A 19919-nucleotide genomic window follows, 5' to 3' on the forward strand; every position below is an offset into this window, starting at 1 on the left:
TGAGTGCCCAGGACGACGGCGAGGGCCAGGCGGTCGGCGTCCTCGGTGCCGGGCGCGTCGTTTCGGCCGGCATCGCGCCGGGTGACGGTGATCGCGGTGCGGTAGCGTCCAGCGTCATGGTCGACGCCTGGAACCGGTTACGTACGGCCGCTCCGCGCAGTGCCACGGCACTGATCGCCGACAGCGCGTTGGGTGCGCTGTTCCTGGTCCTGCTCCTGGTCGAACGGCTGGTGGTCGCTCCCCTGCCGGTCGCGAGCCTCCCGGTCGCCCTCACCAGTGGCCTGGGCATCGCGGTCGGCCTGGCTCTGCGGCGCCGCACGCCCCTCGCGGCATTCGTCCTCGGCTCGACGGCACTCCTCTTCGGCGTCCTGGTCACGCCCCCCAGCGTGCTCGCACCGTACGCGAACCAGATCGGTGTGTACTCCGTCGGCCTGCACGCGACGCGACGGCGGGCCCACTCGGGACTGATCGTCATGATCATCTGTATCGCCGGCTACTTCGCCGCCGTCCAGCCCACGCCCCGGCCCGCGTCCATCGGCGGTGTGGTGTTCGTGTGGGTGCTGGCCTGGCTGGTCGGGTACGGCGCGGCCAGGCGGCGCGAGGAGCAACTCGCCGCCCGGCGGCTGATGCGGCGCCAGGCCGTCGCCGAGGAGCGGGCCCGCATCGCCCGCGAACTGCATGACCTGGTCGGGCACACGGTCAACCTCATGCTGGTGCAGGCCGGGGCAGGACGGCGGGTGCTCGACCGCGACCCCGCCAAGGCACGGGAACTCCTGGCAGGCATCGAGCAGACCGGCCGCGCCGCACTCACCGAGCTGGACCGGGTCCTCGGCGTGCTGCGCCGCGACAGCCAGGAGGGCGACGGCGAGGCAGGCGACGGCGAGGCGGGCGCGCCCGGGCTCGCTGACCTGCCTGCCCTGGCCGAGCGCATGACGAAGGCCGGAATCGGAGTCCGGGTCCGGCTCGACCCCGCACTGCCGGAGCTGCCCCGTAGCCTGGATCTCTCGGCGTACCGGATCGTCCAGGAGACCCTCACGAACGCGCTCAAGCACGGCGACGCGACGTCCGCCACCGTCACCGTCCGCCGCGACGGCGGCTCACTCGACATCGACGTGCGCGACGACGGGCACGGGTCGCCTCCCGGCTATCAGCCGGGGCGCGGCCTGCTCGGCATCGGCGAGCGGGTCGCCCTGTTCGGCGGCACCCTGGAGCACGGGCCTTCCGGCTCAAACGGCTTCCGCGTACGCGCCGTACTCCCGCTGCCCGGGAACGTCACCTCCCCACCCGAGGCCCGTAAACCCGTGAGCACCGCCTCCCCACCCGCAGGCCGTGACCCCTCACCCGGAAACACCGCCTCCCCGTCCAAGGGCCAAGACCCCTCGCCCCAAAACAGCGCTTCCCCACCCGAGGCTCATGACCCATCACCCGCCGACGGCGCCTCCGTCCTGCCGGACGGGCCGGCGACATGACCGTGCGTGTGCTGCTCGCCGACGACGACGCGCTGCTGCGGGCCGGGGTGGCGGTCGTGCTCAGCACCGCCGACGGAATCGAAGTGATCGGCGAGGCCGCCGACGGCCTCGAAGCCGTGGCCCTGTGCCGGTCACTCACGCCGGACGTGGCCGTCATGGACGTACGGATGCCCGGCGTGGACGGCATCGAGGCGACCCGGCGCATCGTCGCCGCCGGGCTGCCGACCCGCGTGCTCGTGCTCACCACGTTCCAGCACGACGAGTACGTATGGGGCGCACTGCGGGCAGGCGCCAGCGGCTTCCTGCTGAAACGCGCCTCACCCGAGCGGCTGATCGACGCCGTGCACACCCTGGCCTCCGGCGACGCGCTGCTCGACCCCGCGGTCACCCGCGACCTCATCGGCCGGTTCGTGGCAGGAACGCCGCACGCGCCCGCCCAGCCGGCGGCTCACCAGTCGCGGCTGGCCCCTCTCACCGAGCGCGAACGACAGGTGCTGCGCCTGATCGCCGAGGGCTACTCCAACGACGAGATCGGCGGCCTGCTCGCCATCGCCGAATCGACCGCCAAGACCCACGTGAAGCGCATCCTGGCCAAGATCGGAGCCCGTGACCGCGCTCAGGCGGTCGTCATCGCGTACCAGAGCGGCCTCATGGGCGAGGGCCACCGCTGAACACAGACTGCTCTCCTGGCGCAGCCGGCCGTACCCCCCTCGGGGTATGGCAACCGACCTCCGTGGGGGGACGTTCGCGCCGCCGCCGGTGAATAGCGTCGTCCACGCATCGATCGCACTCTTGCCGGGGCCGTCGCCCGGCCGGCTGATCCTGCCCGAAGGACTGCCGGGAGACATCGCTGACTTAGGAAGGCGGACATGGCCCTCAAGTCGCACGCGCGGGGCTTCACCGGCGCCAGAATCACGGCCCTGGCTGTCATCGCTCTCTTGGCGCTCGCCCTCGGCTACGTGAGTACGCAGGGCAAGGAGCCGCTGGAGGTGCCTGCCGGCGCCAAGGCCGGCGCGCTGACGCTGAACCCTTGCTCGTACGACACCGAAGCCGGCCCCCTCCCGGCCGACTGCGGCACGCTGGTGGTTCCGGAGAACCACCGCGAGCGCGGCTCCCGTCTCATAGCGCTGCCTGTGACCAGAATCCGGGCAACCGGGAAGAACCCAGCCGACCCGGTCTTCCGGCTCACGGGCGGCCCCGGCCAGTCCAACATGTCCTTCAAGGAGGCGAGCCGGCTGACCGAGCGCCACGACGTCGTCCTCGTCGGATACCGCGGCATCGACGGGTCAGAACGTCTCGACTGTCCCGAGATCACGTCCGCGCTGCAGCACTCGCCCGACCTCGCCGGATCGGAGACGTCGCGCCGCATGTCCCAGGCCGCCGCCGACTGCTCGCGCCGGCTGTCCGCAGCGGGCGTCGACCTCAACGGTTACTCGCTTCCCCAACGCGTGGACGATCTAGAAGCGGCCCGTACGGCCCTGGGCTACCAGCGGATCAACCTGATCAGCACCAGCGCGGGAACACGTACGGCGATGATCTACTCCTGGCGCTACCCCAAGTCGATCCACCGATCGGTGATGATCGCCGTGAATCCCCCCGGCCGCTTCATGTGGGACCCGAAAATCACCGATAACCAGCTCGCACACTATGCCGACCTCTGCCGGGCGGACGCCGGCTGCGCCGCACGCACCGGCGACCTCGCGGCCACCATGAAGGCCACCGCGGCGAAACTGCCGGACCGGTGGGGGATCCTGCCGATCAAGAACGGCAACGTACGGGCCGCGACCTTCTTCGGGCTCGTCCATTCGAGCAAGGCCGCCGCGCCCCTCAACGGGCCGACGGTGCTCGACGCCTGGCTGACCGCTGCGGAGGGCGATCCGAGCGGGTTCTGGGCCATGTCGGTGGTGGCCGACCTGTCGTTTCCCGCGTCCTTCGTCTGGGGAGAGTTCGCCCTGGCCGGCATGATCGACGCGGGACCGGTCGACCGCTACTACGCGGCGGGCGGCGACCCCGGCTCCATCCTCGGCAACGCCGCGGGGGAGCTGCTGTGGGCCGGTGGAACCCTCCCCAAGGCATGGCCGGTCAGCCCCGACAATCGCGACTTCCAGCAGGCCCGGCCGACGGACGTCGAGACCCTCCTGATCAGCGGCACCGTCGATTTCACGACACCCGCCGAGCTCGCCACCAACGAGCTGTTGCCCACCTTGCGGAACGGGCACCAGGTCAAGCTGGCCGAGCTGGGCCACAGCACGGATTTCTGGGCCTACCAGCCCGAGGCGAGCACGCGACTGCTGACCGCCTTCTACGACCGTGGCCAGGTGGACACCTCTCGGTACGTCCCGCACAAGGTCGACTTCGACCCCGGTGCGGCCTCCATGTCCAACATTGCCAAGGTCCTCGTCGGCATCCTGGTCGGCTTCGCGTCGATCGCCGTCGCTCTGCTCGGCTGGATGCTGCTCCGGGTACGCCGCCGGGGCGGCTTCGGCCCCAAGTCCGGCATCTGGATGCGCATCCTGACCCCGGTGTTCCTCGGCCTCGGCGGCTGGTTCCTGGCCGTGCTGGCCATGATGATCCTTTGGCCGGCGGGATTCATCGGCGACCTGCTCCTGATCGCGCCGCCCATGGGCGCCGCGATCGGCCTCGGAACCTACCTGGCCTGGGTCCACCGCGACCGGGCACCATCGACCCGGCGCCTGGGCCTGGCGGTTGCGCTGGCCGGGTCACTGCTCGGCGCCTGGTTCGGCTTCTCCGCCACCGAAGGCCTCGCCGCGACGATGACCACGCTCACGGGCGCGGCGATCGCCGCCAACCTCGGCCTCCTCATCCTCGATCTCGTCTGGGACCGGAACGCCCCCGAGATCCCGGCGATCGCCCGGGAGCGGAGCGATCAGGTTCCTACCAGCGCACGCAGCGCCCTCCCCATCGCCCGTGCCTTTTCCAGCGCTCCTTCCCGGGATGCCGAGCGCGGCTGACCGGAGCTACCCGCGACACTCCACCGACACGGCAGCCCGCTACGGAGCAACGTGGGCCCGATGGCGCACTCTTGACCATTCGATTAATGCCGAATGTGCCGGTCTGGTGGGATTCCGGTCGCGAGCGCGCCGAGCCGGCTTCGTTGGCGGCGTGTACGACGGAGACCAGGCGCCCACCGACATCGCGCCTTCGACGGTCGGCACCAGGAGCAACTACACCCAGTCGCTGGACCTGCGCACCGGCGTCTTGACCACATCGTTCGACTGGACCTCGCCCTCGGGTGACAAAACCACATTCACCTACGAGGTCAACGCCAACCGTGCTGACGGCCACCTCGCCACGGTGAGCCTGCGCGCGGTGCCGCACTGGAGCGGGACCGCCACCGCCGTAGACCGGTTCGACGGCCGGTCGATGAAACACGCATCGACCACGGCGAAGCACGTCGACGGCAAGAGGGCGACACTCTCGGCGACCGTCGAGACCGCCGGAAAGCTCGCCACCGCCGGACTCAACTCGGTCCTGCGCGTCAACGACAAGACCATCCCGACCACCACGGTCAACGAACTCGACGAGGACAACGCCGGGCAGGTCGCGGACTTCCCGGTCACCGCGGGCACGACGTACCGGATCACCAAGTACGTCGGCATCGCCGCCAGCGTCGACACCGACCGTCCACTCAAGGCAGCGTCCCCGCAGCAGGCAGCCGCAGCCACCGCGGCCAAAGCCGGATACCAGACCGCGCTCACCCGCAACGCCGCAGCCTGGTCGAAGCTGTGGAAGTCGAGCATCTCCATCCCCGGTGACGCCGCGATGAGCGGGCGGATCCACGCGTCGATGTTCTACCTGCTCGCGAGCATGCCCGCCGGCGTCGACTGGAGCACCAGCCCCGGCGGGCTGTCCTCGGACGGCTACAGCGGCCACGTGTTCTGGGACATGGAGACCTGGATGTACCCCGCGCTGCTCGCCCAGTACCCCGAAATCGCCAAGGGCGCGAACACCTACCGGCATCGGATGCTTCCGGGCGCCAAGGCGAACGCCGAGCGGCTGTCCACCCCCGATCACCCGATCAAGGGCGCGAAGTTCGCGTGGGAGAGCGCGCTGACGGGCAAGGAGACGGCCCCAGACCCGTACGGCAAGTACGAGATCCACATCAACTCCCACATCGCTCTGGCCCAGTGGCAGTACTACCAGGCGACCGGCGACACGGCGTGGCTTCGTGACAAGGCGTGGCCGGTGCTGCAGGGCATCGCGGACTACTGGGCGACGCGCGGGCCGTGCCCAACGGGTCGGGCGGGTACGACATCAACGACGTGATGGGTCCCGACGAGTACAACTACCCGGTCGACAACAGCGCCACCACGAACGCGGGCGCGCAGGAGTCACTGCGTATCGCGATCCGTGCCGCTGCCCTCCTGGGCAAGACCGCCAATCCGGAGTGGAAGAAGGTCGCCGACGGGCTGAAGATCCCCGTGGACACTACGCTGAACATACACCCGGAGTACGACGGCTACGACGGCCGGACCATCAAGCAGGCCGACGTCACCTTGCTGCAGTACCCGTGGAATGTGCCGATGTCGCCGAGCATGGCGCAGAGCGACCTCGACTACTACGACGCGCGCACCGACGCGAACGGCCCGTCGATGACGGATGCGATCGCAGCCATCGCCAGCGCCAAGCTGGGGTCGCCGGGGTGCCAGACCTACAGCTACCTGAAGAACAGCGTGGAGCCGTTCATGAGCGCGCCGTTCAACCAGTGGTACGAGACCCGCAACGGCGGCGCGTTCAACTTCACGACCGGTCAGGGCGGCTACCTGCAGGAGTTCCTGTACGGGTTCACCGGGCTCCGCTGGGGAACCGACGCGGTCACCATCGACCCGTTCCTGCCCACCCAGCTGCCGGGCGTCGACGTCACCGGCGTCAAGTGGCACGGCAGCACGTTCGACATCTCCGTCGGACAGGACACCACGAAGGTGACGCTCCGGTCCGGGCCGGCGCTGACGGTCCGCGACCGAGTAGGGACGACGCACCAGGTCACCTCCGGAACGGACCGGCACACCCTGGCCGCGCAACTGGTCCACGATCGCCGACAGATACCGTGAGTTCCACAAAACGACGGCATCGAGGACAAGTCCCAGAGCTGCGAGTTGTCCTCCTGGACTTCCCGATACGCCTGCCGGATCTTTCCGGCGTTGCCATGGGAGATCTTACGGGCCAGCCGGTGCCTCGACTCTTGGACCGACAGCTGCTTGCCCAGGCTGCGGCGGTAGCTGGAATCCATCGGGTCCAGCATGCTCAGCAGGTGCAGCGTCTTGTCGATGCGGCCGTACTCGGCGAACGCCTGCCCCAGCGGGGGTTGGATGGCCCTGGCGTGCGAACATGCGCAGCAGGTCGTAGGCGCGCACCTGGTTGGTCACCAGCGATCCGGCGACGCGAAGCATGTCCGGCCACTGGGTGATCACCTTCTTGGGGTTCACCTTGATCCGCGCGATCGCCTCCAGCACCCCGTACTCACCGGTACTGCCGTCGGGCGGCTCGGCGCGCCAGAACCGCTGGTCGCCCAGGTCGGCGAAGCGGGGCGCGAACCGGTAGCCGAGCATGGAGAAGATCCCGAACGCCATGTCACTGGCCTGATCGGTCGTGACCACCTCGGGTTTCGGCCCGGCGTCCAGGTTGATCAGGCAGTCCAGGATGTACAGGGAATCCGGGGGTGAGGAACCGGCGGACCAGGTCACGGATTCGGGGACATCGGGCGCCATCACCGGCATCCCGCCCGCCGAGCACCTCACCGGCGAACCCTGACCCGCACCGCGCGGCGTCGGCCCATGGCCGGTCCACCGGCCCCGTGACGAAGCGGGCCAGAACCACTGAGGCGAGACGGATCGGCTGACCGGCACCGTTGAAATCTCAGTCCTTCTGAAGTACTTTAAGATCACTAAAGCAGTTAATTGATCAGTGGAGGATCTGCATGCAAGACCAGGAAGACAGCACCATGGCACGGCGGGCACTGGCCGAAGCCGAACGCGTCCGTGAGCAGGCCCACCGGTCGAGCCGGTGGTTCAGCGGACTTCTCGCGGCGTTCGGCGGTGCATCGATCATATGGATCACGCTGCTGGAGTCCGTGTGGCCCGAGGGTAGCGCCCGCAGTTACGTGGCGGCCGGATGGGCCGTGGTCGCTGGGCTAGCCGCCGTGGGGACCGCTCGGTTTCGGGTCTTCCCCGCTGGCGCCACCAAGCGCATGGCGATTTCCGCGATCATCTGGTTCATGTTGTACCTGGTGGTGATCGGACCGCTCGCCCGCTGGCAGCTGGGAACCTCTGTACCTGGCTGGATCGCAGCCGCGACGGTCATGGCGGTGCCATTCTTTGCCGCAGCGTGGATGGGCCGACGACCATGAGCCACCCCCGCCACGAGTTGGACCCGGTCATCCACACTCCGGCCCGGTTCTCCATCATGGCCCTGCTGTCAGCGGTCGAGCGGGCGGAGTTCCGATTCGTCCGCGACACCGTCGAGGTCAGTGACTCGGCGCTGTCCCAGCATCTCACCACACTGGAGAAGGCCGGCTACGTCACCGTCCGCAAAGCCCAGACCGGGCGGCGTACCACCACATGGCTCGCCGCCACCCCCGCCGGGATAGCGGCCTTCACCTGCCACATCTCGATCCTCAACCAGATCGCAGCCCACCCGCCGCATGACGCCAACGCCTCGACCTGACCTCGGGAGCGCGCGCCCTGCACCTGACCCACCTCCTGAGGCGAAGAGCAGCAGACGCCGCTGGCTAGTTCACCAGCGAATCGCTGCCCGATAACGACGACCGCGCCGTGCCCGGGAAGCGATCTTGGGAGGCCTGTGTTAATCGCGGCCAGGCGCACTCGTGAACACCCCGTGCCGTACCCGTAGGAGTCCCGATTCGATCGCTTCTGCGGTTGGTCGAGTCCGGCGCTGGCTGCAGCTTGTGGTCCGTGGCCGGCCACGGACCACACTATGGCCAGGGCGACGGTGGTGGCTTCTGCGAGCGAAGGACTTGGGGTAGGGCCCGCGTGTCCGGGTGGAGGGCTCGGGCGCACAGCGTGAGCGTTTCCGCGAGTGTCGTACGGTCCGGGTCGTCGATCTCGGCGAGCATGACGGCTTCGATGCTGTCGAGGGAGCGGTCGCATCGCCGCAGGGTGCTCAGGCCTTTCGGGGTAAGGCGGGTGCGCAGAGCGCGGCCGCCACGGGGATGCGGGTCGCGGCGGATCAGGCCGCGTTGTTCGAGATCACGGATGACCAGGTTCATCGCCTGCGGGGTGACGAAGGCGATGCGGGCCAGGTCGGCCGAGGATGGGGCGTCGCGCAGGCGCAGCTCGCTGAGCGCCATGTATTCGGTGGTCGTCATGCCGTGCCGAGCGAGCGCTTCATCCAGGCAGGCGCGGATACGGCGTTCCAGCCGGAACACCAGGTAGCTCACACGGGGCGGCGGTGCGTCCGGCGCAGCGGCCGCGGGGACACCCGGATCGGTCACCAGGAGACGATATCGCGCCCCGTCGGAACGGGCCCCAATGTAAGTTTCCCACACCCCTATCAAGGACCTTGATAACAAGTTACTTGATAACCAGGGGAAACAGCTCTCTGCCAGATGAACCGGCGGACATGCGCACCAAGCGTGCATTGACGGTGGATTGTGGCCCTTCTATTTTCCAGCGACCGAGGTCAATACGCGGCGGACCGATCCGCGGCGCGCCGCGGATATGGAGAGGAGGAGCGCGAATGACACGATTGACCACGGTGCTGGCTAGTGCCTGCGCCGCGGCGCTCTTTGCCGTCATGACCGTGGTACTCGGATCGCCGGCCGTCGCCGCCACCCTGGTGGAGGTGACCAGCTTCGGCAACAACCCGGGCAACATGCGGATGCACGTCTATGTGCCGGACTCGCGCCCGGCCTCGCCGGCGATCGTGGTTGCGATGCATGGCTGCGGCGGCTCCGGTCCCGGCTTCTACCAGGGCAGTGAGTTCGCCTCGCTGGCGGATCGATATGGCTTCATCGTCATCTACCCGACCGCCACCCAGTCGGCAGGGTTCGGCAACTGCTTCGACACCTGGTCGGACGCGGCCAAGCAGCGCGGCGGCGGCAGCGATCCGGTCTCGATCACCTCAATGATCGACTATGTCGAGCGGAACCATCAGGGAGACCCGAACCGTGTCTACGCCACTGGAAGCTCGTCCGGCGGCATGATGACCCAGCACATGCTCGCCGTCTACCCGGACGTGTTCAAGGCAGGGGCCTCATTCATGGGTGTGCCCTTCAACTGCTTCGCCGGCGCCTCCGACTTCCCGCCCGGAAGCAGCAGGTGCACCGGCGGGAGCATGGACCGAACACCCCAGCAGTGGGGCGATGCGGTCCGCCAGGCGTACCCGGGATATTCCGGCCCCCGCCCGCGCATGCAGCTGTGGCACGGCACCGGCGACACCCTCGTGCCCTACTCGCTGCTGCGAGAGTCGATCGAGCAGTGGACCAATGTGTTTGGGCTGAGCCAGACCCCGACCAGCACCGACACCCCGCAGGCAAACTGGAACCGCAGCCGGTACGCCAATCTGTCGGGCACCGTGCAGGTGGAGGCGTACAGCATCCAGGGCGCCGGGCATGCTCTTCCGCAGAGCGGTATGGCCCTCTACGCCATCGAGTTCTTCGGCTTGACTACCAGTCCGACCGACACCACGCCGCCGACCACGCCAGGCACCCCGGTCGCGTCCAACGTGACCGCCGCCAGTGCCACGCTGACCTGGACCGCGTCCACCGACCAGGGCGGCTCCGGCTTGGCCGGCTACAACGTCTACCGGGAGCAGGGCGCCACCGACCCGCAGCTTGGCCAGTCCACCACCACCTCGATCACCCTGACCGGGCTGAGTGCCAACACCCAATACCAGGTGTACGTACGGGCGCGTGACGGCGCGGGCAACCTGTCGGGCAACTCCGCGCCGGCCACCTTCACCACGGCCGCCACCGGAGGCGACACCACGCCGCCGACCGCCCCGGCCGGGCTCACCGCCTCGGGCACCACCACAACCGGCACCAGCCTGACCTGGACGGCCTCCACTGACGACACCGGTGTGACCGGCTATGACATCCTGCGCGCTCCCGGCGCGATGGGCGGCACGTTCACCCAGGTCGGCACCTCGGCCACGACCTCGTTCACCGACACGGGCCTGACTGCGAACACCACCTACCGCTACCAGGTCCGGGCGCGCGATGCCGCCGGTAACGTCTCACCGGTCTCCAACACCGTCCAGATCACCACTCAGGGAGGCACGACCGGTGCCTGCTCGGCCACCCCGACCGTGCAGTCCCAGTGGGGGAACGGGTATGTGATCCAGCCGCTGACCATCACCAACACCAGCACCTCGACGATCACCAGCTGGACCGTCACCTTCACCCTGCCGGCCGGGCACACCCTGACCGGCTCGTGGAACGCCACCATCACCATCAGCGGCCAGACCGTCACGGCCAGAAGTGTCAGCCACAACGGCACGCTCGCGCCGGGAGCCGGCACCACCGGCTTCGGCTTCCAAGCAAGCAGGCCCAACGGCAACACCGCCCTGCCGTCCGGCTACACCTGCGCCTGACCGTCAGCGCGCTTCCCTGATCACGGCCCCGTCATTGACAGGTGGGACCGGGCCGTGATCAAGGGATCCGCGCCGGCGGGAGAACCGGCTGCGTACCGCCATCGTGCTGTGGCAGGACCGGGCGACCCACCGCGCCGCGCTGGAGCAAAGCGTCGCCCTCGCGGCAGGCGCCGACGCGGCCGCGCGCAAGGCCTACCGGGTGTACTCCACCCGCATCACAGCCGCCAAGGCTCCTGGAGCATGATCAACCTCGCTGAGGACTAACCGATCGAGCTGACCGAGAGCCTGCTTCCTGCCTCTCACCAGCCCAGATCAGCCCGTTCGGGGCTCATAACAGCGTTCTTACCGGCACCCCAACATCACGGATCAGGGCGTAATGCCAGAAGATGCCCCTTGCGCAGCGCGCTCGGGTGAAAAATGGCGCGGTGGCAGACGTAGAGAGCTTGATCGGTCAGGTGTGGAGCCCAGATGTACGGCCGCTGGCCGAGGAGGCCTGGCGTTGCTACAACGCCGGCGCTACTCGCGCATGCATCACCATGACCTGGAGCGCGGTCACCGCGGACATCATCACCAAGCTCGTGCGCCTGGCCGATGACGGCGACGGCCAGGCCGTCTTCTTTCGCACCACTCTTACCGAGGCCCAGAAGAAAGGGCTGACGAAGGAGGGCGTGCGGGCCATGCAGGCGATTGAGGCGAGTCTGCTGGAGAAGGCCGTGGAGTTCGAGCTCATCGACTCGATCGGCTCGCGTGAGCTGGAGCGCATCCGGGAGGACCGGAATCTGTGCGCGCATCCATCGCTGCGTATGCTCGGGGACGTCTACGAGCCTCGCCCGGAAGTCGCGCGTGGTCATTTGGCTGTCGCGCTGACGACGCTGCTCACCCATCCTCCAACGCAGGCAGGACACCGGCCGCATCTTCACCCATGAGGACGGCTCCGAACTGCACCCGGCGTGGGTCAGCGAGCTGTTCTCTCAACTGGCCTATCAGACGGGACTGCCACCGATCCGGTTGCATGATCTTCGCCACTGCGCGGCGACGCTAGCGTATGCCGCCGGCGGCGACACCAAGATGGTCTCCGCGATGTTGCGGCACAGCTCGACCAACATCACCGAAAACACCCACACGAGCGTGCTGCCGGAGCTGGCGCACGAGATGGCGGAGGCGCTCGCGGCGATCGTTCCCCGAGCAGCGTCCGAAACTGGCGGTCTCCCCTCGGTCTCCCATGAGGGTTCTGGCGACCCTGAGGATTCTGGGGGAGGGATAAAGCCCCTGGTCAAAGGGCTGAGGAGTGGTAGGGCGCCCGGGGCTCGAACCCGGAACCTACGGATTAAAAGTCCGCAGCTCTGCCAATTGAGCTAACGCCCCCATGTACAGCAAGAGTACAGAGATTACCGCCCAGTACGCGACGCGGTTCCCGCCCCTCACATTAACGGATCGAGGCACCCTCCGGTTTCCGCGGCGAACCAGGGCACGATGCTCAGGCCCAGGTCCGGCTCAGGGGAGACGTCGGCGGGCATGCGGACACGGTGGAAGGTGCGGCCTCGACCGGCTCAACGGTAGGCGGCGATCCCGGTGAGCGCCTCGCCCAGCACGAGCGTGTGGATCTCTTGAGTGCCCTCGTACGTCAGCACGGACTCCAGGTTGTTCATGTGCCTGATCACCGGATACTCCAGCGTGATCCCGTTCCCGCCCAGGATCGAGCGGGCCTGGCGGGCGATGTCGAGCGCGGCCCGTACGTTGGCCAGCTTGCCGAAGCTGATCTGCCGCGGCTCCAGCCGCCCCGCGTCCTTCAGCTCACCGAGGTGCAGGGCGGTGAGGCCGGCCTGGGCGACGCCGACGTACATCCAGGCCAGTTTCTCCTGGGTCAGCTGGAACGCCCCGATCGGCTTGTCGAACTGGATGCGCGTCTTCGCGTACTCGACGGCCGCCTCCAGGCAGGCGCGGGCGGCGCCCACGACGCCCCAGATGATGCCGAAACGGGCCTCCGACAGGCACGAGAGCGGCCCTTTCAGGCCGACGACCCCGGGGAGCGCGGCGGATGCCGGCAGGCGGACGTCGTCGAAGTAGAGGGAGGAGGTGACGGAGGCCCTCAGGGACAGCTTCTTGTGGATCTCAGGGGCGGAGAAGCCGGGGGTGGACGTGGGGACGACGAAGCCACGGATGCCCTCGTCGGTCTGCGCCCACACCACGGCCACGTCGGCGATCGAGCCGTTGGTGATCCACATCTTGGAGCCGTTCAGGATCCAGTCGAATCCGTCTTTCTTGGCGTACGTCCGCATGCTTCCCGGATCGGACCCGTGGTCCGGCTCTGTCAGGCCGAAGCAGCCGATCGCCTCACCGGCGGACATCCGCGGCAACCACTCCTGTTTCTGCTCGTCAGAGCCGTACCGCCAGATCGGGAACATGGCCAGCGAACCCTGGACGGACACGAACGAACGCAGCCCGGAATCGCCCGCCTCCAGCTCCCGGCACGCCACGCCGTACGAGGTCGCGTCCGTCCCGGCGCAACCGTACCCCTGCAGGTGCATCCCCAGCAGGCCGAGCGAGCCCAGCTCGGGCGCGAGCTCGCGCGCCGGGAAGGTGCCCTTCTCGAACCAGTCGCCCACGTACGGGAGGATGCGGTCGGAGACGAACGATCTGACCGTGTCGCGGATCAACCGCTGGTCGGCGTCGAGCCGCTCGTCCAGGCGCAGCAGATCGTCCATCGCGGGTCCTCTCCTCACATAAGGCCTCACATAAGGGACTACCAGGGTTCTACCAGGGGGAATCCTGATGTGCGAATACCGGGCGCAGGGGCAGTCTTGAGACATGAGCGAATACCACGAGCACAACGTCAAGAAGCTGCGCCGGACGGAGAAGGGCAGGATCGTCGCGGGTGTCTGCTCCGGCATCGGCGAGTACGTCGGCATCGACGCGAACCTGATCCGGATCGCGCTGGCGATCGCGACGCTGTTCGGCGGCCTCGGCGTCGGCGTGTACGCGATCGGCTGGCTCCTCATGCCGGACGAGCACAGCGACACCTCCATCGTGCAGGACCTGATCAGCAAGCAGCAGAACCGCAGGACGCACACGGACTGGAGCGGCGAGCACAAGCCCCAGGCGTGATCAGGCCACGGCCCGGGCGCGCACCCGGGCGGACCTGTCCCCCCGAGACTCGGTCCAGATCATGGCGAGCACGGCCGCGCAGGTGACCCCGGTGATGCCGGCCAGCGCGACCACCGGCTCAGGACCGAGTCTCTCCGCCGCGAACCCGCCCACCAGGATCGCGATCCCCTGCGAGGCCATCAGCCCCGCCTGCACGAGGCCGAACGCCTGCGCGCGACGTTCGGCCGGTACGGTCTGGACGAAGGCGGCATTGGCCGCGAGCTGGTAGGCCCCGCCGATCCCCGACAGAACCCACGCTGCCAGCACTATGGCCAGCGGCGGCCGCATCGCGGTCACCACCAGCGGCGCGCAGCTCAGCATGGCCATCCACCCCATGAGCCGCATCCTGCGGGCCGGTGACACGAACCTGCTGAACAGAAAGGCCCCCACGACCGTCCCGGTCGGCATCGCGGCCATCAGCAGCCCGGTGATCACGGGAACGGGCAGCGTGCCCGTGTACAGCTTGATCGCGTACGGCACGGCGATGCCCTCGGGAAGCACGTAGAAACCGCACAACCAGGCGAAGAGGACGAGCGTCCGCAGCTTCTTCGAGCCGAAGACGAGCTTGGCGCCGGCCCTGGTCATGGTCCACATGGACGGCTTGGAGTCGTCGTCGAGGCCCGCGGCGGGGCGGCGGCGCACGCCTGAGACCAGGATCAGCGCGGAGCCGAGGAACGTGGCCGCGTCGATGGCCAGCGCGCGGTACGGGCCCATCGTGGCGATCAGCGCTCCGCCGGCCGCGAAACCGACCATCTGCACGGCCTGGTTCGTCATGTTCTGGAGGGCCGAGCCGATGACGTACCGGTCGCCTTCCAGGATCTCGGGCAGCAGCGCCGCCCGGGCGGCCGAGAACGGCGCGCTGAGCAGCACCACGAGGAAGACCAGCGCGCACAGCCCCCAGAACGGCATGCCGGGCACCGCCATGGCTGCCACCAGCACGGCCCTGATCAGGTCGCAGGCCAGCATGACGCCGCGGCGCGCGAACCGGTCTGCCAACCCTGCCAGCAGGGGTCCGCCGACGATCGACGGGAGGTAGGTCAACGCATAGACCCCGGCCGTGGCCAGAGGCGACTGGGTGCGGTTGTAGACCAGCACCGCGAGCGCCACCTGCGCCAGCTGGTCGCCGAGGAGGGACAGGCCCTGGCCGTACCAGAGGGCCCGGAACTCCCTGATGGCGATGACTTCCCGATATGTCGCTTGCTGTGCTTCCGCACGTCGATGCCGTCCCGGCGGCCGTCGCGCCCGCATGGCCCCCATTGGACTCCGATGTGCCTGACTCAGGGTGCTCGCTATGTCACCTAAGGTGCCCGATCACCATGGCAAGCCGCAACCCAAAGAAGTCAATCAAAAGCAAAGGGTTACCACCCCAGCTCGTGGAGCCTGGCGTCGTCGATGCCGAAGTGGTGCGCGACTTCGTGGACGACCGTGATCTGGACCTCCTCGATCACATCGTCCTCCGTATCGCAAATCTCGCATATTGGATTGCGGTAGATCTCGATCCGGTCGGGCAGGACTCCTGAGTACCAGTCGCCGCGTTCCGTGAGGGGGACACCGGTGTACAAGCCGAGCAGGTGGGGCTCCGGCGGATCATCGACCACAACGACGACGACATTGCTCATGGCGGCGGTGAGGTCGGCGGGAATCGTGTCCAATGCCTCGGCAACGAGTTCCTCGAACTTCTCCCGCGATACCTCGATCACACTTGCCATTCTGCCCCGACGGTCAGGTAAGCAAGAAACCGTATGAAGCTCGTCCACAGGTCAAAGGCAATCATCCGGTCTAGGGCGGCAAGGGTGATCGCCGTGCTTGTCGTGGCCGCCGCGGGCGCCTGGCTGGGAATCTTCCTCAGCGGCACCGTACGAGCCCAGGTCGGCCCCGTCGAGACCGGCATGTCGCTCAGGCCGGCCTGGAACGGCGAGACGGTCGTGGACGCCAGTCCGCTCGGCACGCTCACGTTCCGCACGCACGACGCCCCGCTCCGGCTCCGGATCACACTCGAGAACATCGACCAGGAGCGCGCCAAGGCATTTTTCGAGGACCCGCGCCTGGCCGACCGGCTCCCCGAGCTCATCGAGAGCGACCTGCTCGATGGCGTGCGGGAGCTCGTCATCCGCTCGCTGCTCTGTGCCGGCGCTGGGGCGCTGATCGCGGTCCTGATGGTCTACCGGCGCCCGCGCGTGGCCATGCTGGGCCTCCTGGCGGCCTCCGTGGCCCTCGCCGGGACCGGGGCGCTCGCCGCCCTGACCTTCCGCCCGAACTCGCTCGTCGAGCCCCGCTACTCGGGCCTGGTCGCCGCGGCGCCGTCCCTCGTGGGCAGCGCGGAGTCGATCGTGACGCGCTTCGAGTCGTACCGGTCGCAGCTCACCAAACTTGTGACGAACGTCTCAAAGCTGTACGACACGGTGTCGACACTCCCGTTGTACGAGGCCGATCCGAACTCCATCCGGGTCCTTCACGTCTCCGACATCCACATCAACCCGATCGCCTGGAACGTCATCCGCTCACTCAAGGACCAGTTCGCCGTGGATCTGATCGTCGACACGGGCGACATTTCCGACCACGGCACCAAGGCCGAGAACAAGTTCGTCGACGAGATCGGCCGCCTCGGCGTCCCGTACGTGTACGTACGCGGCAATCACGACTCCATGACCACCCAGAAGGCCGTGGAGGGGCAGAAGAACGCCGTCGTCCTGGACAACAAGGCCCGGACGGTGGCGGGCCTGACGATCTACGGCCTGGGCGATCCCCGCTTCACCCCGGACAAGTCCGTACCCGTCGACTCGAACCCGGCGACTCTCGAACAATTCGCCCGATCCCACCTCAGCAACGTCGGCAAGGCCGACGTGGTGGCCGTCCACGACCCGCACGTCGCCCGCGGTTTCTCCGGCGCGACCCCCATGATCCTCACCGGCCACACCCACGAGCGCAAGACGACCATGTTCCCGACCGGCACCCGCATGCTCATCCAGGGCTCGACGGGCGGCGCCGGCCTGCGCGCCCTTGAACACGCCCAGCCCACGCCGGTCCAGGCCTCGGTCCTGTACTTCGACAGGGCGACAAAACGCCTGCAGGCCTGGGACGACATCACACTGGGCGGCCTGGGGGAGCAGTCGGTGTACATCCAGCGTCACGTGGAGCCCAACCCACAACGTATGATTTCCCCAGCGCCAACGAACGCCCCGTCGCCAACGGGACCGGTCACTGGCACTGCAACGCCGGCCGCCGGTCCGCCACTTTGGCATCAGGGGCGATCGTCCCCTATGCTTCAGAGGTCTCCGACGGAAGGCGACAGGGAATCCTGAGCCCCCATCGTCTAGCGGCCTAGGACACCGCCCTTTCAAGGCGGCGGCACGGGTTCGAATCCCGTTGGGGGCACCGCGAGCGCTTAGCGCACCGCAAAACGGCTGGTCGAAGACCACCGCAGAGCTGGTAAGCTAAGCGAGCGCAAACAGAACGGCACGCAAGGTCCTGTAGAGCAGTTTGGAGTGCTCGCCACCCTGTCAAGGTGGAGGTCGCGGGTTCAAGTCCCGTCAGGACCGCTCTGGGTCAGGTAGCTCAGTTGGTACGAGCGTCCGCCTGAAAAGCGGAAGGTCGGCAGTTCGACCCTGCCCCTGACCACCAGTCTTGAAGAGCCAAGATGCCCCGAAGCGAAGATCGCTCCGGGGCGTTTTTGTTGTTCTGACGACAGTGTGCCCCTTGGGCGCGGGTAGTAGATCATCATGCGAGTCCTGGTGCTGTCCGGTCCGCCGGCAGCGGGCAAGAGCACCTTGGGGCGACGCCTGGCGGGTACGCGCACCAGATGCGCCTTCATCGACGTAGACGATGTGCGCCAGCTCGTGGTCGCCGGCGCCGCCGCTCCTTGGGAGGGCACGGAGGGGCGACGGCAGCGGCGGCTCAGCGCGATCAATGCCAGCAGTCTGGCCAAGAACTTTGTCACTGCAGGGATAGATGTCGTCATCGCCGACGTCCTGAATGGGGAGACGCTTCCCGTGTACCGGGCGTCGCTGGACAGTCTCCTCGTGGTGCATCTGCATGTGGCGTATGGGAAGGCTCGTGATCGTGCTGTGGGGCGACCGGTCTACATCACCTGGAATGAGTTCGCCATGCTCCATCAGGAGCAGGAATCGATGGCCGGGGTTGATCTGTGGCTGGACACCACGGAGTTGACCGTGGAGGCGACAGCGGAGCGGCTGCTGGCGGTATGGACCACTGAATAGCAAACGCCCCGACGTGGGCAGCAGGGACGTGCATGCAGGGCCCCACTTCGCGGGAGATCGGGTGGCATGAGTTGACGGACCCGGTTCAGGCGGAGCGTGACATGGTCGCTATCTGGCGTCGATACCTTGATCGAATGTGTGTCGCGGAATGCAGTGCATGTCATCGTGGCCGGGGCTGAGAGTCCGTTCAGGGCACACGTGTCCCAAGAGGAAGTGGAGAGCCTGATGCGCTGGGTCTGGTTACCTTTCGTTCTCGCCCTGGTCGGATGCTCGACCACACCGCCTCCTTCGCCGATGCCCGTCCGTTCTTCCGCGTCCGCCAGTGAGGTGGCAGTCCGCCGAAGACTGGCGGCGGGGAGCAGAGCGTGGTGCATCTCTCGGGAGTGGCGCCGTCGTGTTCCAAGAAAATCGAGGGGACGGGATTTGTGTACGCCCCTCAGCGGGTGGTGACTGTGGCGCATGTGGTGGCCGGTGTCATCCCGGTGTCTCCCCTCATCACCACTGCCGACGGCGAGGTATATGAAGGCCGTGTTGTGGCCTTTGATTCTGATGTTGATGTCGCGGTCCTGTACGTACCAGATCTGCCTGCGCCTCCGCTGCGCATCACCCCGGTGCCCACGCTTTCGCTACGCATCCCCTGGGGGTCGCTCGGCGATGCCCGCGTGCTCAGCTATCCGAAGGGCGCAAAAAACGTTGTGGCACAGCCGATCAAAATCGAAGATCGTATCGAGGCGGAAGGCCCGGACATATACAAGAAACATCAGGTCACCAGGATGGTGCTCGCGCTCACCGCCGACGTGCGCGTGGGTATGAGTGGCGCTCCGCTGATCGTTCAAGGCGGCACGGTCGCCGGGATGGTTATCGCTGCGGAGCCGAATGACCCGAATCGCGGGTATGCGCTGGCCGCCGAGGAAATCCTTCCCATCGCAAACGACGCGACCAAAGCCACGAAGCATGTCTCGACACGCAAGTGCGATCCAGGCCAGTGATAAACGAGTGTCGGCGCTGCTCGGCTGCTCCGTGGAGGCGGTTCCTGGGAGTCAGGCCTGGGAGGTGGGCGGCAGGGCGAAGGGGTCTTCGGGGAGGAAGCAGCCGTAATCCTGCAGCGGCATTTGGTCCTCGAGTACGATCCGCTGGAGTTCGCCTGCGGGGGACAGGCCGTCCGGACGGTCCAGGACGCGTTGGCCGGGCTGCGGCCCACTGTGGCCGCATCTGATCAAGGTCTCCGATGCATCGGCCGCTAGCCGACCGAAGCGGTCCAGCAGAATGTGTACCGCGCAGCCAGTCAAAATTCGCCCATGGCTTTGGAACGGCCTTCGCTCCTTACGCGTGCTGGATGAGGGTTGATCGAAGGCTGCCCGACCGCATCTCTACTCTTCGTGGTGGGGCGATCTAGTGTCATGCGCCTGAAATTCGTCGGCAATATTTAGCGAGGGATTCCAGGATCTCTTCGGCGGTTTTGGTCCAGACGAACGGCTTGGGGTCGTCGTTCCACTGATCCATCCAGTCGCGGATGTCC

The 19919-nt window shown here is 67.6% G+C and carries 18 protein-coding genes, 4 tRNA genes and 4 pseudogenes; 18 read left to right on the top strand and 8 right to left on the bottom strand.

Features of this window, described 5'->3' with window-relative positions; genetic code table 11:
• The first annotated feature begins 116 nt into the window (after window positions 1–116).
• The 5 genes from ID574_RS15350 (at window position 117) to ID574_RS61555 (ending at window position 6541) form a co-directional block, all read left to right on the top strand.
• Window positions 117–1469: a sensor histidine kinase gene (locus ID574_RS15350; protein ID WP_188189448.1), complete on the top strand. Its 1353-nt coding sequence runs from the start codon at window positions 117–119 to the stop codon at window positions 1467–1469.
• Complete coding sequence (locus tag ID574_RS15355) at window positions 1466–2140, top strand: response regulator (protein WP_188189449.1); 675 nt, start codon at window positions 1466–1468, stop codon at window positions 2138–2140. The genes ID574_RS15350 and ID574_RS15355 overlap by 4 nt, the downstream gene beginning before the upstream one ends.
• Before the next feature lie 198 nt (window positions 2141–2338).
• Window positions 2339–4441 carry an alpha/beta fold hydrolase gene (locus ID574_RS15360; RefSeq protein WP_188189450.1) on the top strand — a complete coding sequence of 701 codons (2103 nt, stop codon included), beginning with the start codon at window positions 2339–2341 and terminating at the stop codon, window positions 4439–4441.
• Between the two features lie 151 nt (window positions 4442–4592).
• A complete protein-coding gene (locus tag ID574_RS15365) occupies window positions 4593–5756 on the top strand; it encodes a glycoside hydrolase family 65 protein (RefSeq protein ID WP_188189451.1) in 1164 nt (387 codons plus the stop codon).
• Complete coding sequence (locus ID574_RS61555) at window positions 5717–6541, top strand: glycosyl hydrolase family 65 domain-containing protein (protein ID WP_188189452.1); 825 nt, start codon at window positions 5717–5719, stop codon at window positions 6539–6541. The genes ID574_RS15365 and ID574_RS61555 overlap by 40 nt, the downstream gene beginning before the upstream one ends.
• Before the next feature lie 92 nt (window positions 6542–6633).
• On the opposite strand, the pseudogene ID574_RS62765 reads toward ID574_RS61555, so the two are convergent.
• A pseudogene (locus ID574_RS62765) lies at window positions 6634–6732 on the bottom strand (hypothetical protein); the annotation flags it as partial.
• Between the two features lie 52 nt (window positions 6733–6784).
• Window positions 6785–7207, bottom strand: a pseudogene (locus ID574_RS61565) (Tn3 family transposase); the annotation flags it as partial.
• Between the two features lie 200 nt (window positions 7208–7407).
• On the opposite strand from ID574_RS61565, the gene ID574_RS15380 reads away from it, so the two are divergent.
• Both ID574_RS15380 and ID574_RS15385 read left to right on the top strand, forming a co-directional pair.
• Entirely contained in the window at window positions 7408–7836 is a 429-nt protein-coding gene (locus tag ID574_RS15380) for a hypothetical protein (protein WP_188189453.1), read from the top strand.
• Window positions 7833–8153, top strand: coding sequence for a winged helix-turn-helix domain-containing protein (locus ID574_RS15385; protein ID WP_188189454.1), 321 nt, complete (start codon window positions 7833–7835; stop codon window positions 8151–8153). The genes ID574_RS15380 and ID574_RS15385 overlap by 4 nt, the downstream gene beginning before the upstream one ends.
• Before the next feature lie 268 nt (window positions 8154–8421).
• On the opposite strand, the gene ID574_RS15390 is transcribed toward ID574_RS15385, so the two are convergent.
• Entirely contained in the window at window positions 8422–8940 is a 519-nt protein-coding gene (locus ID574_RS15390) for a MarR family winged helix-turn-helix transcriptional regulator (RefSeq protein ID WP_223166700.1), read from the bottom strand.
• 245 nt (window positions 8941–9185) lie between these two features.
• Here ID574_RS15390 and ID574_RS15395 point away from each other — a divergent pair, with 245 nt between their 5' ends.
• The 4 genes and pseudogenes from ID574_RS15395 to ID574_RS62770 form a co-directional block, all read left to right on the top strand.
• The gene (locus ID574_RS15395; RefSeq protein WP_188189455.1) at window positions 9186–11039 is read left to right on the top strand and encodes an extracellular catalytic domain type 1 short-chain-length polyhydroxyalkanoate depolymerase; all 1854 of its coding nucleotides are present in this window, start codon (window positions 9186–9188) and stop codon (window positions 11037–11039) included.
• A gap of 103 nt (window positions 11040–11142) precedes the next feature.
• Complete coding sequence (locus ID574_RS15400; protein WP_188189456.1) at window positions 11143–11283, top strand: hypothetical protein; 141 nt, start codon at window positions 11143–11145, stop codon at window positions 11281–11283.
• A 181-nt stretch (window positions 11284–11464) separates the two neighbouring features.
• Window positions 11465–11965 carry a hypothetical protein gene (locus tag ID574_RS15405; RefSeq protein ID WP_188189457.1) on the top strand — a complete coding sequence of 167 codons (501 nt, stop codon included), beginning with the start codon at window positions 11465–11467 and terminating at the stop codon, window positions 11963–11965.
• A 13-nt stretch (window positions 11966–11978) separates the two neighbouring features.
• Window positions 11979–12101, top strand: a pseudogene (locus tag ID574_RS62770) (site-specific integrase); the annotation flags it as partial.
• A gap of 227 nt (window positions 12102–12328) precedes the next feature.
• Here ID574_RS62770 and ID574_RS15415 read toward each other — a convergent pair.
• Both ID574_RS15415 and ID574_RS15420 read right to left on the bottom strand, forming a co-directional pair.
• Window positions 12329–12404: transfer RNA gene (locus tag ID574_RS15415), tRNA-Lys, on the bottom strand.
• 185 nt (window positions 12405–12589) lie between these two features.
• On the bottom strand, window positions 12590–13744 hold the full coding sequence (locus ID574_RS15420) for an acyl-CoA dehydrogenase family protein (protein ID WP_188189458.1): 1155 nt from the start codon (window positions 13742–13744) through the stop codon (window positions 12590–12592).
• Between the two features lie 103 nt (window positions 13745–13847).
• On the opposite strand from ID574_RS15420, the gene ID574_RS15425 reads away from it, so the two are divergent.
• Window positions 13848–14144 carry a PspC domain-containing protein gene (locus tag ID574_RS15425; protein ID WP_188189459.1) on the top strand — a complete coding sequence of 99 codons (297 nt, stop codon included), beginning with the start codon at window positions 13848–13850 and terminating at the stop codon, window positions 14142–14144.
• Here ID574_RS15425 and ID574_RS15430 read toward each other — a convergent pair whose 3' ends face one another.
• Together ID574_RS15430 and ID574_RS15435 are read right to left on the bottom strand one after the other, a co-directional pair.
• On the bottom strand, window positions 14145–15431 hold the full coding sequence (locus ID574_RS15430) for an MFS transporter (RefSeq protein ID WP_336245519.1): 1287 nt from the start codon (window positions 15429–15431) through the stop codon (window positions 14145–14147). It lies immediately after the preceding gene.
• Window positions 15432–15541: 110 nt separating this feature from the next.
• Complete coding sequence (locus tag ID574_RS15435; protein ID WP_442939296.1) at window positions 15542–15892, bottom strand: metallopeptidase family protein; 351 nt, start codon at window positions 15890–15892, stop codon at window positions 15542–15544.
• 84 nt (window positions 15893–15976) lie between these two features.
• Between ID574_RS15435 and ID574_RS15440 the strand changes: the two genes are divergently transcribed.
• The 6 genes from ID574_RS15440 (at window position 15977) to ID574_RS15465 (ending at window position 19389) form a co-directional block, all read left to right on the top strand.
• Window positions 15977–17485: a metallophosphoesterase family protein gene (locus tag ID574_RS15440; protein ID WP_188189462.1), complete on the top strand. Its 1509-nt coding sequence runs from the start codon at window positions 15977–15979 to the stop codon at window positions 17483–17485.
• Window positions 17486–17558 (top strand) — tRNA-Glu (locus tag ID574_RS15445).
• An 89-nt stretch (window positions 17559–17647) separates the two neighbouring features.
• Window positions 17648–17722 (top strand) — tRNA-Asp (locus ID574_RS15450).
• 5 nt (window positions 17723–17727) lie between these two features.
• Window positions 17728–17804, top strand: a tRNA-Phe gene (locus ID574_RS15455).
• 98 nt (window positions 17805–17902) lie between these two features.
• On the top strand, window positions 17903–18400 hold the full coding sequence (locus ID574_RS15460; RefSeq protein ID WP_188189463.1) for an AAA family ATPase: 498 nt from the start codon (window positions 17903–17905) through the stop codon (window positions 18398–18400).
• 365 nt (window positions 18401–18765) lie between these two features.
• Entirely contained in the window at window positions 18766–19389 is a 624-nt protein-coding gene (locus tag ID574_RS15465) for a trypsin-like peptidase domain-containing protein (protein WP_188189464.1), read from the top strand.
• Between the two features lie 409 nt (window positions 19390–19798).
• Here ID574_RS15465 and ID574_RS59690 read toward each other — a convergent pair.
• Window positions 19799–19919, bottom strand: a pseudogene (locus ID574_RS59690) (IS630 family transposase); the annotation flags it as partial.

It is taken from the genome of Nonomuraea sp. SYSU D8015 (assembly GCF_008065375.1).
Classification (GTDB): Bacteria; Actinomycetota; Actinomycetes; order Streptosporangiales; family Streptosporangiaceae; genus Nonomuraea.

Bases quoted from the DNA above. Each gene is read 5' to 3' on its own strand.
- ID574_RS15350 (WP_188189448.1), top strand. From the start codon at position 117: ATGGTCGACGCCTGGAACCGGTTACGTACGGCCGCTCCGCGCAGTGCC.
- ID574_RS15355 (WP_188189449.1), top strand. From the start codon at position 1,466: ATGACCGTGCGTGTGCTGCTCGCCGACGACGACGCGCTGCTGCGGGCC.
- ID574_RS15360 (WP_188189450.1), top strand. From the start codon at position 2,339: ATGGCCCTCAAGTCGCACGCGCGGGGCTTCACCGGCGCCAGAATCACG.
- ID574_RS15380 (WP_188189453.1), top strand. From the start codon at position 7,408: ATGCAAGACCAGGAAGACAGCACCATGGCACGGCGGGCACTGGCCGAA.
- ID574_RS15385 (WP_188189454.1), top strand. From the start codon at position 7,833: ATGAGCCACCCCCGCCACGAGTTGGACCCGGTCATCCACACTCCGGCC.
- ID574_RS15395 (WP_188189455.1), top strand. From the start codon at position 9,186: ATGACACGATTGACCACGGTGCTGGCTAGTGCCTGCGCCGCGGCGCTC.
- ID574_RS15420 (WP_188189458.1), bottom strand. From the start codon at position 13,744: ATGGACGATCTGCTGCGCCTGGACGAGCGGCTCGACGCCGACCAGCGG.
- ID574_RS15425 (WP_188189459.1), top strand. From the start codon at position 13,848: ATGAGCGAATACCACGAGCACAACGTCAAGAAGCTGCGCCGGACGGAG.
- ID574_RS15430 (WP_336245519.1), bottom strand. From the start codon at position 15,431: ATGCGGGCGCGACGGCCGCCGGGACGGCATCGACGTGCGGAAGCACAG.
- ID574_RS15435 (WP_442939296.1), bottom strand. From the start codon at position 15,892: ATGGCAAGTGTGATCGAGGTATCGCGGGAGAAGTTCGAGGAACTCGTT.
- ID574_RS15460 (WP_188189463.1), top strand. From the start codon at position 17,903: ATGCGAGTCCTGGTGCTGTCCGGTCCGCCGGCAGCGGGCAAGAGCACC.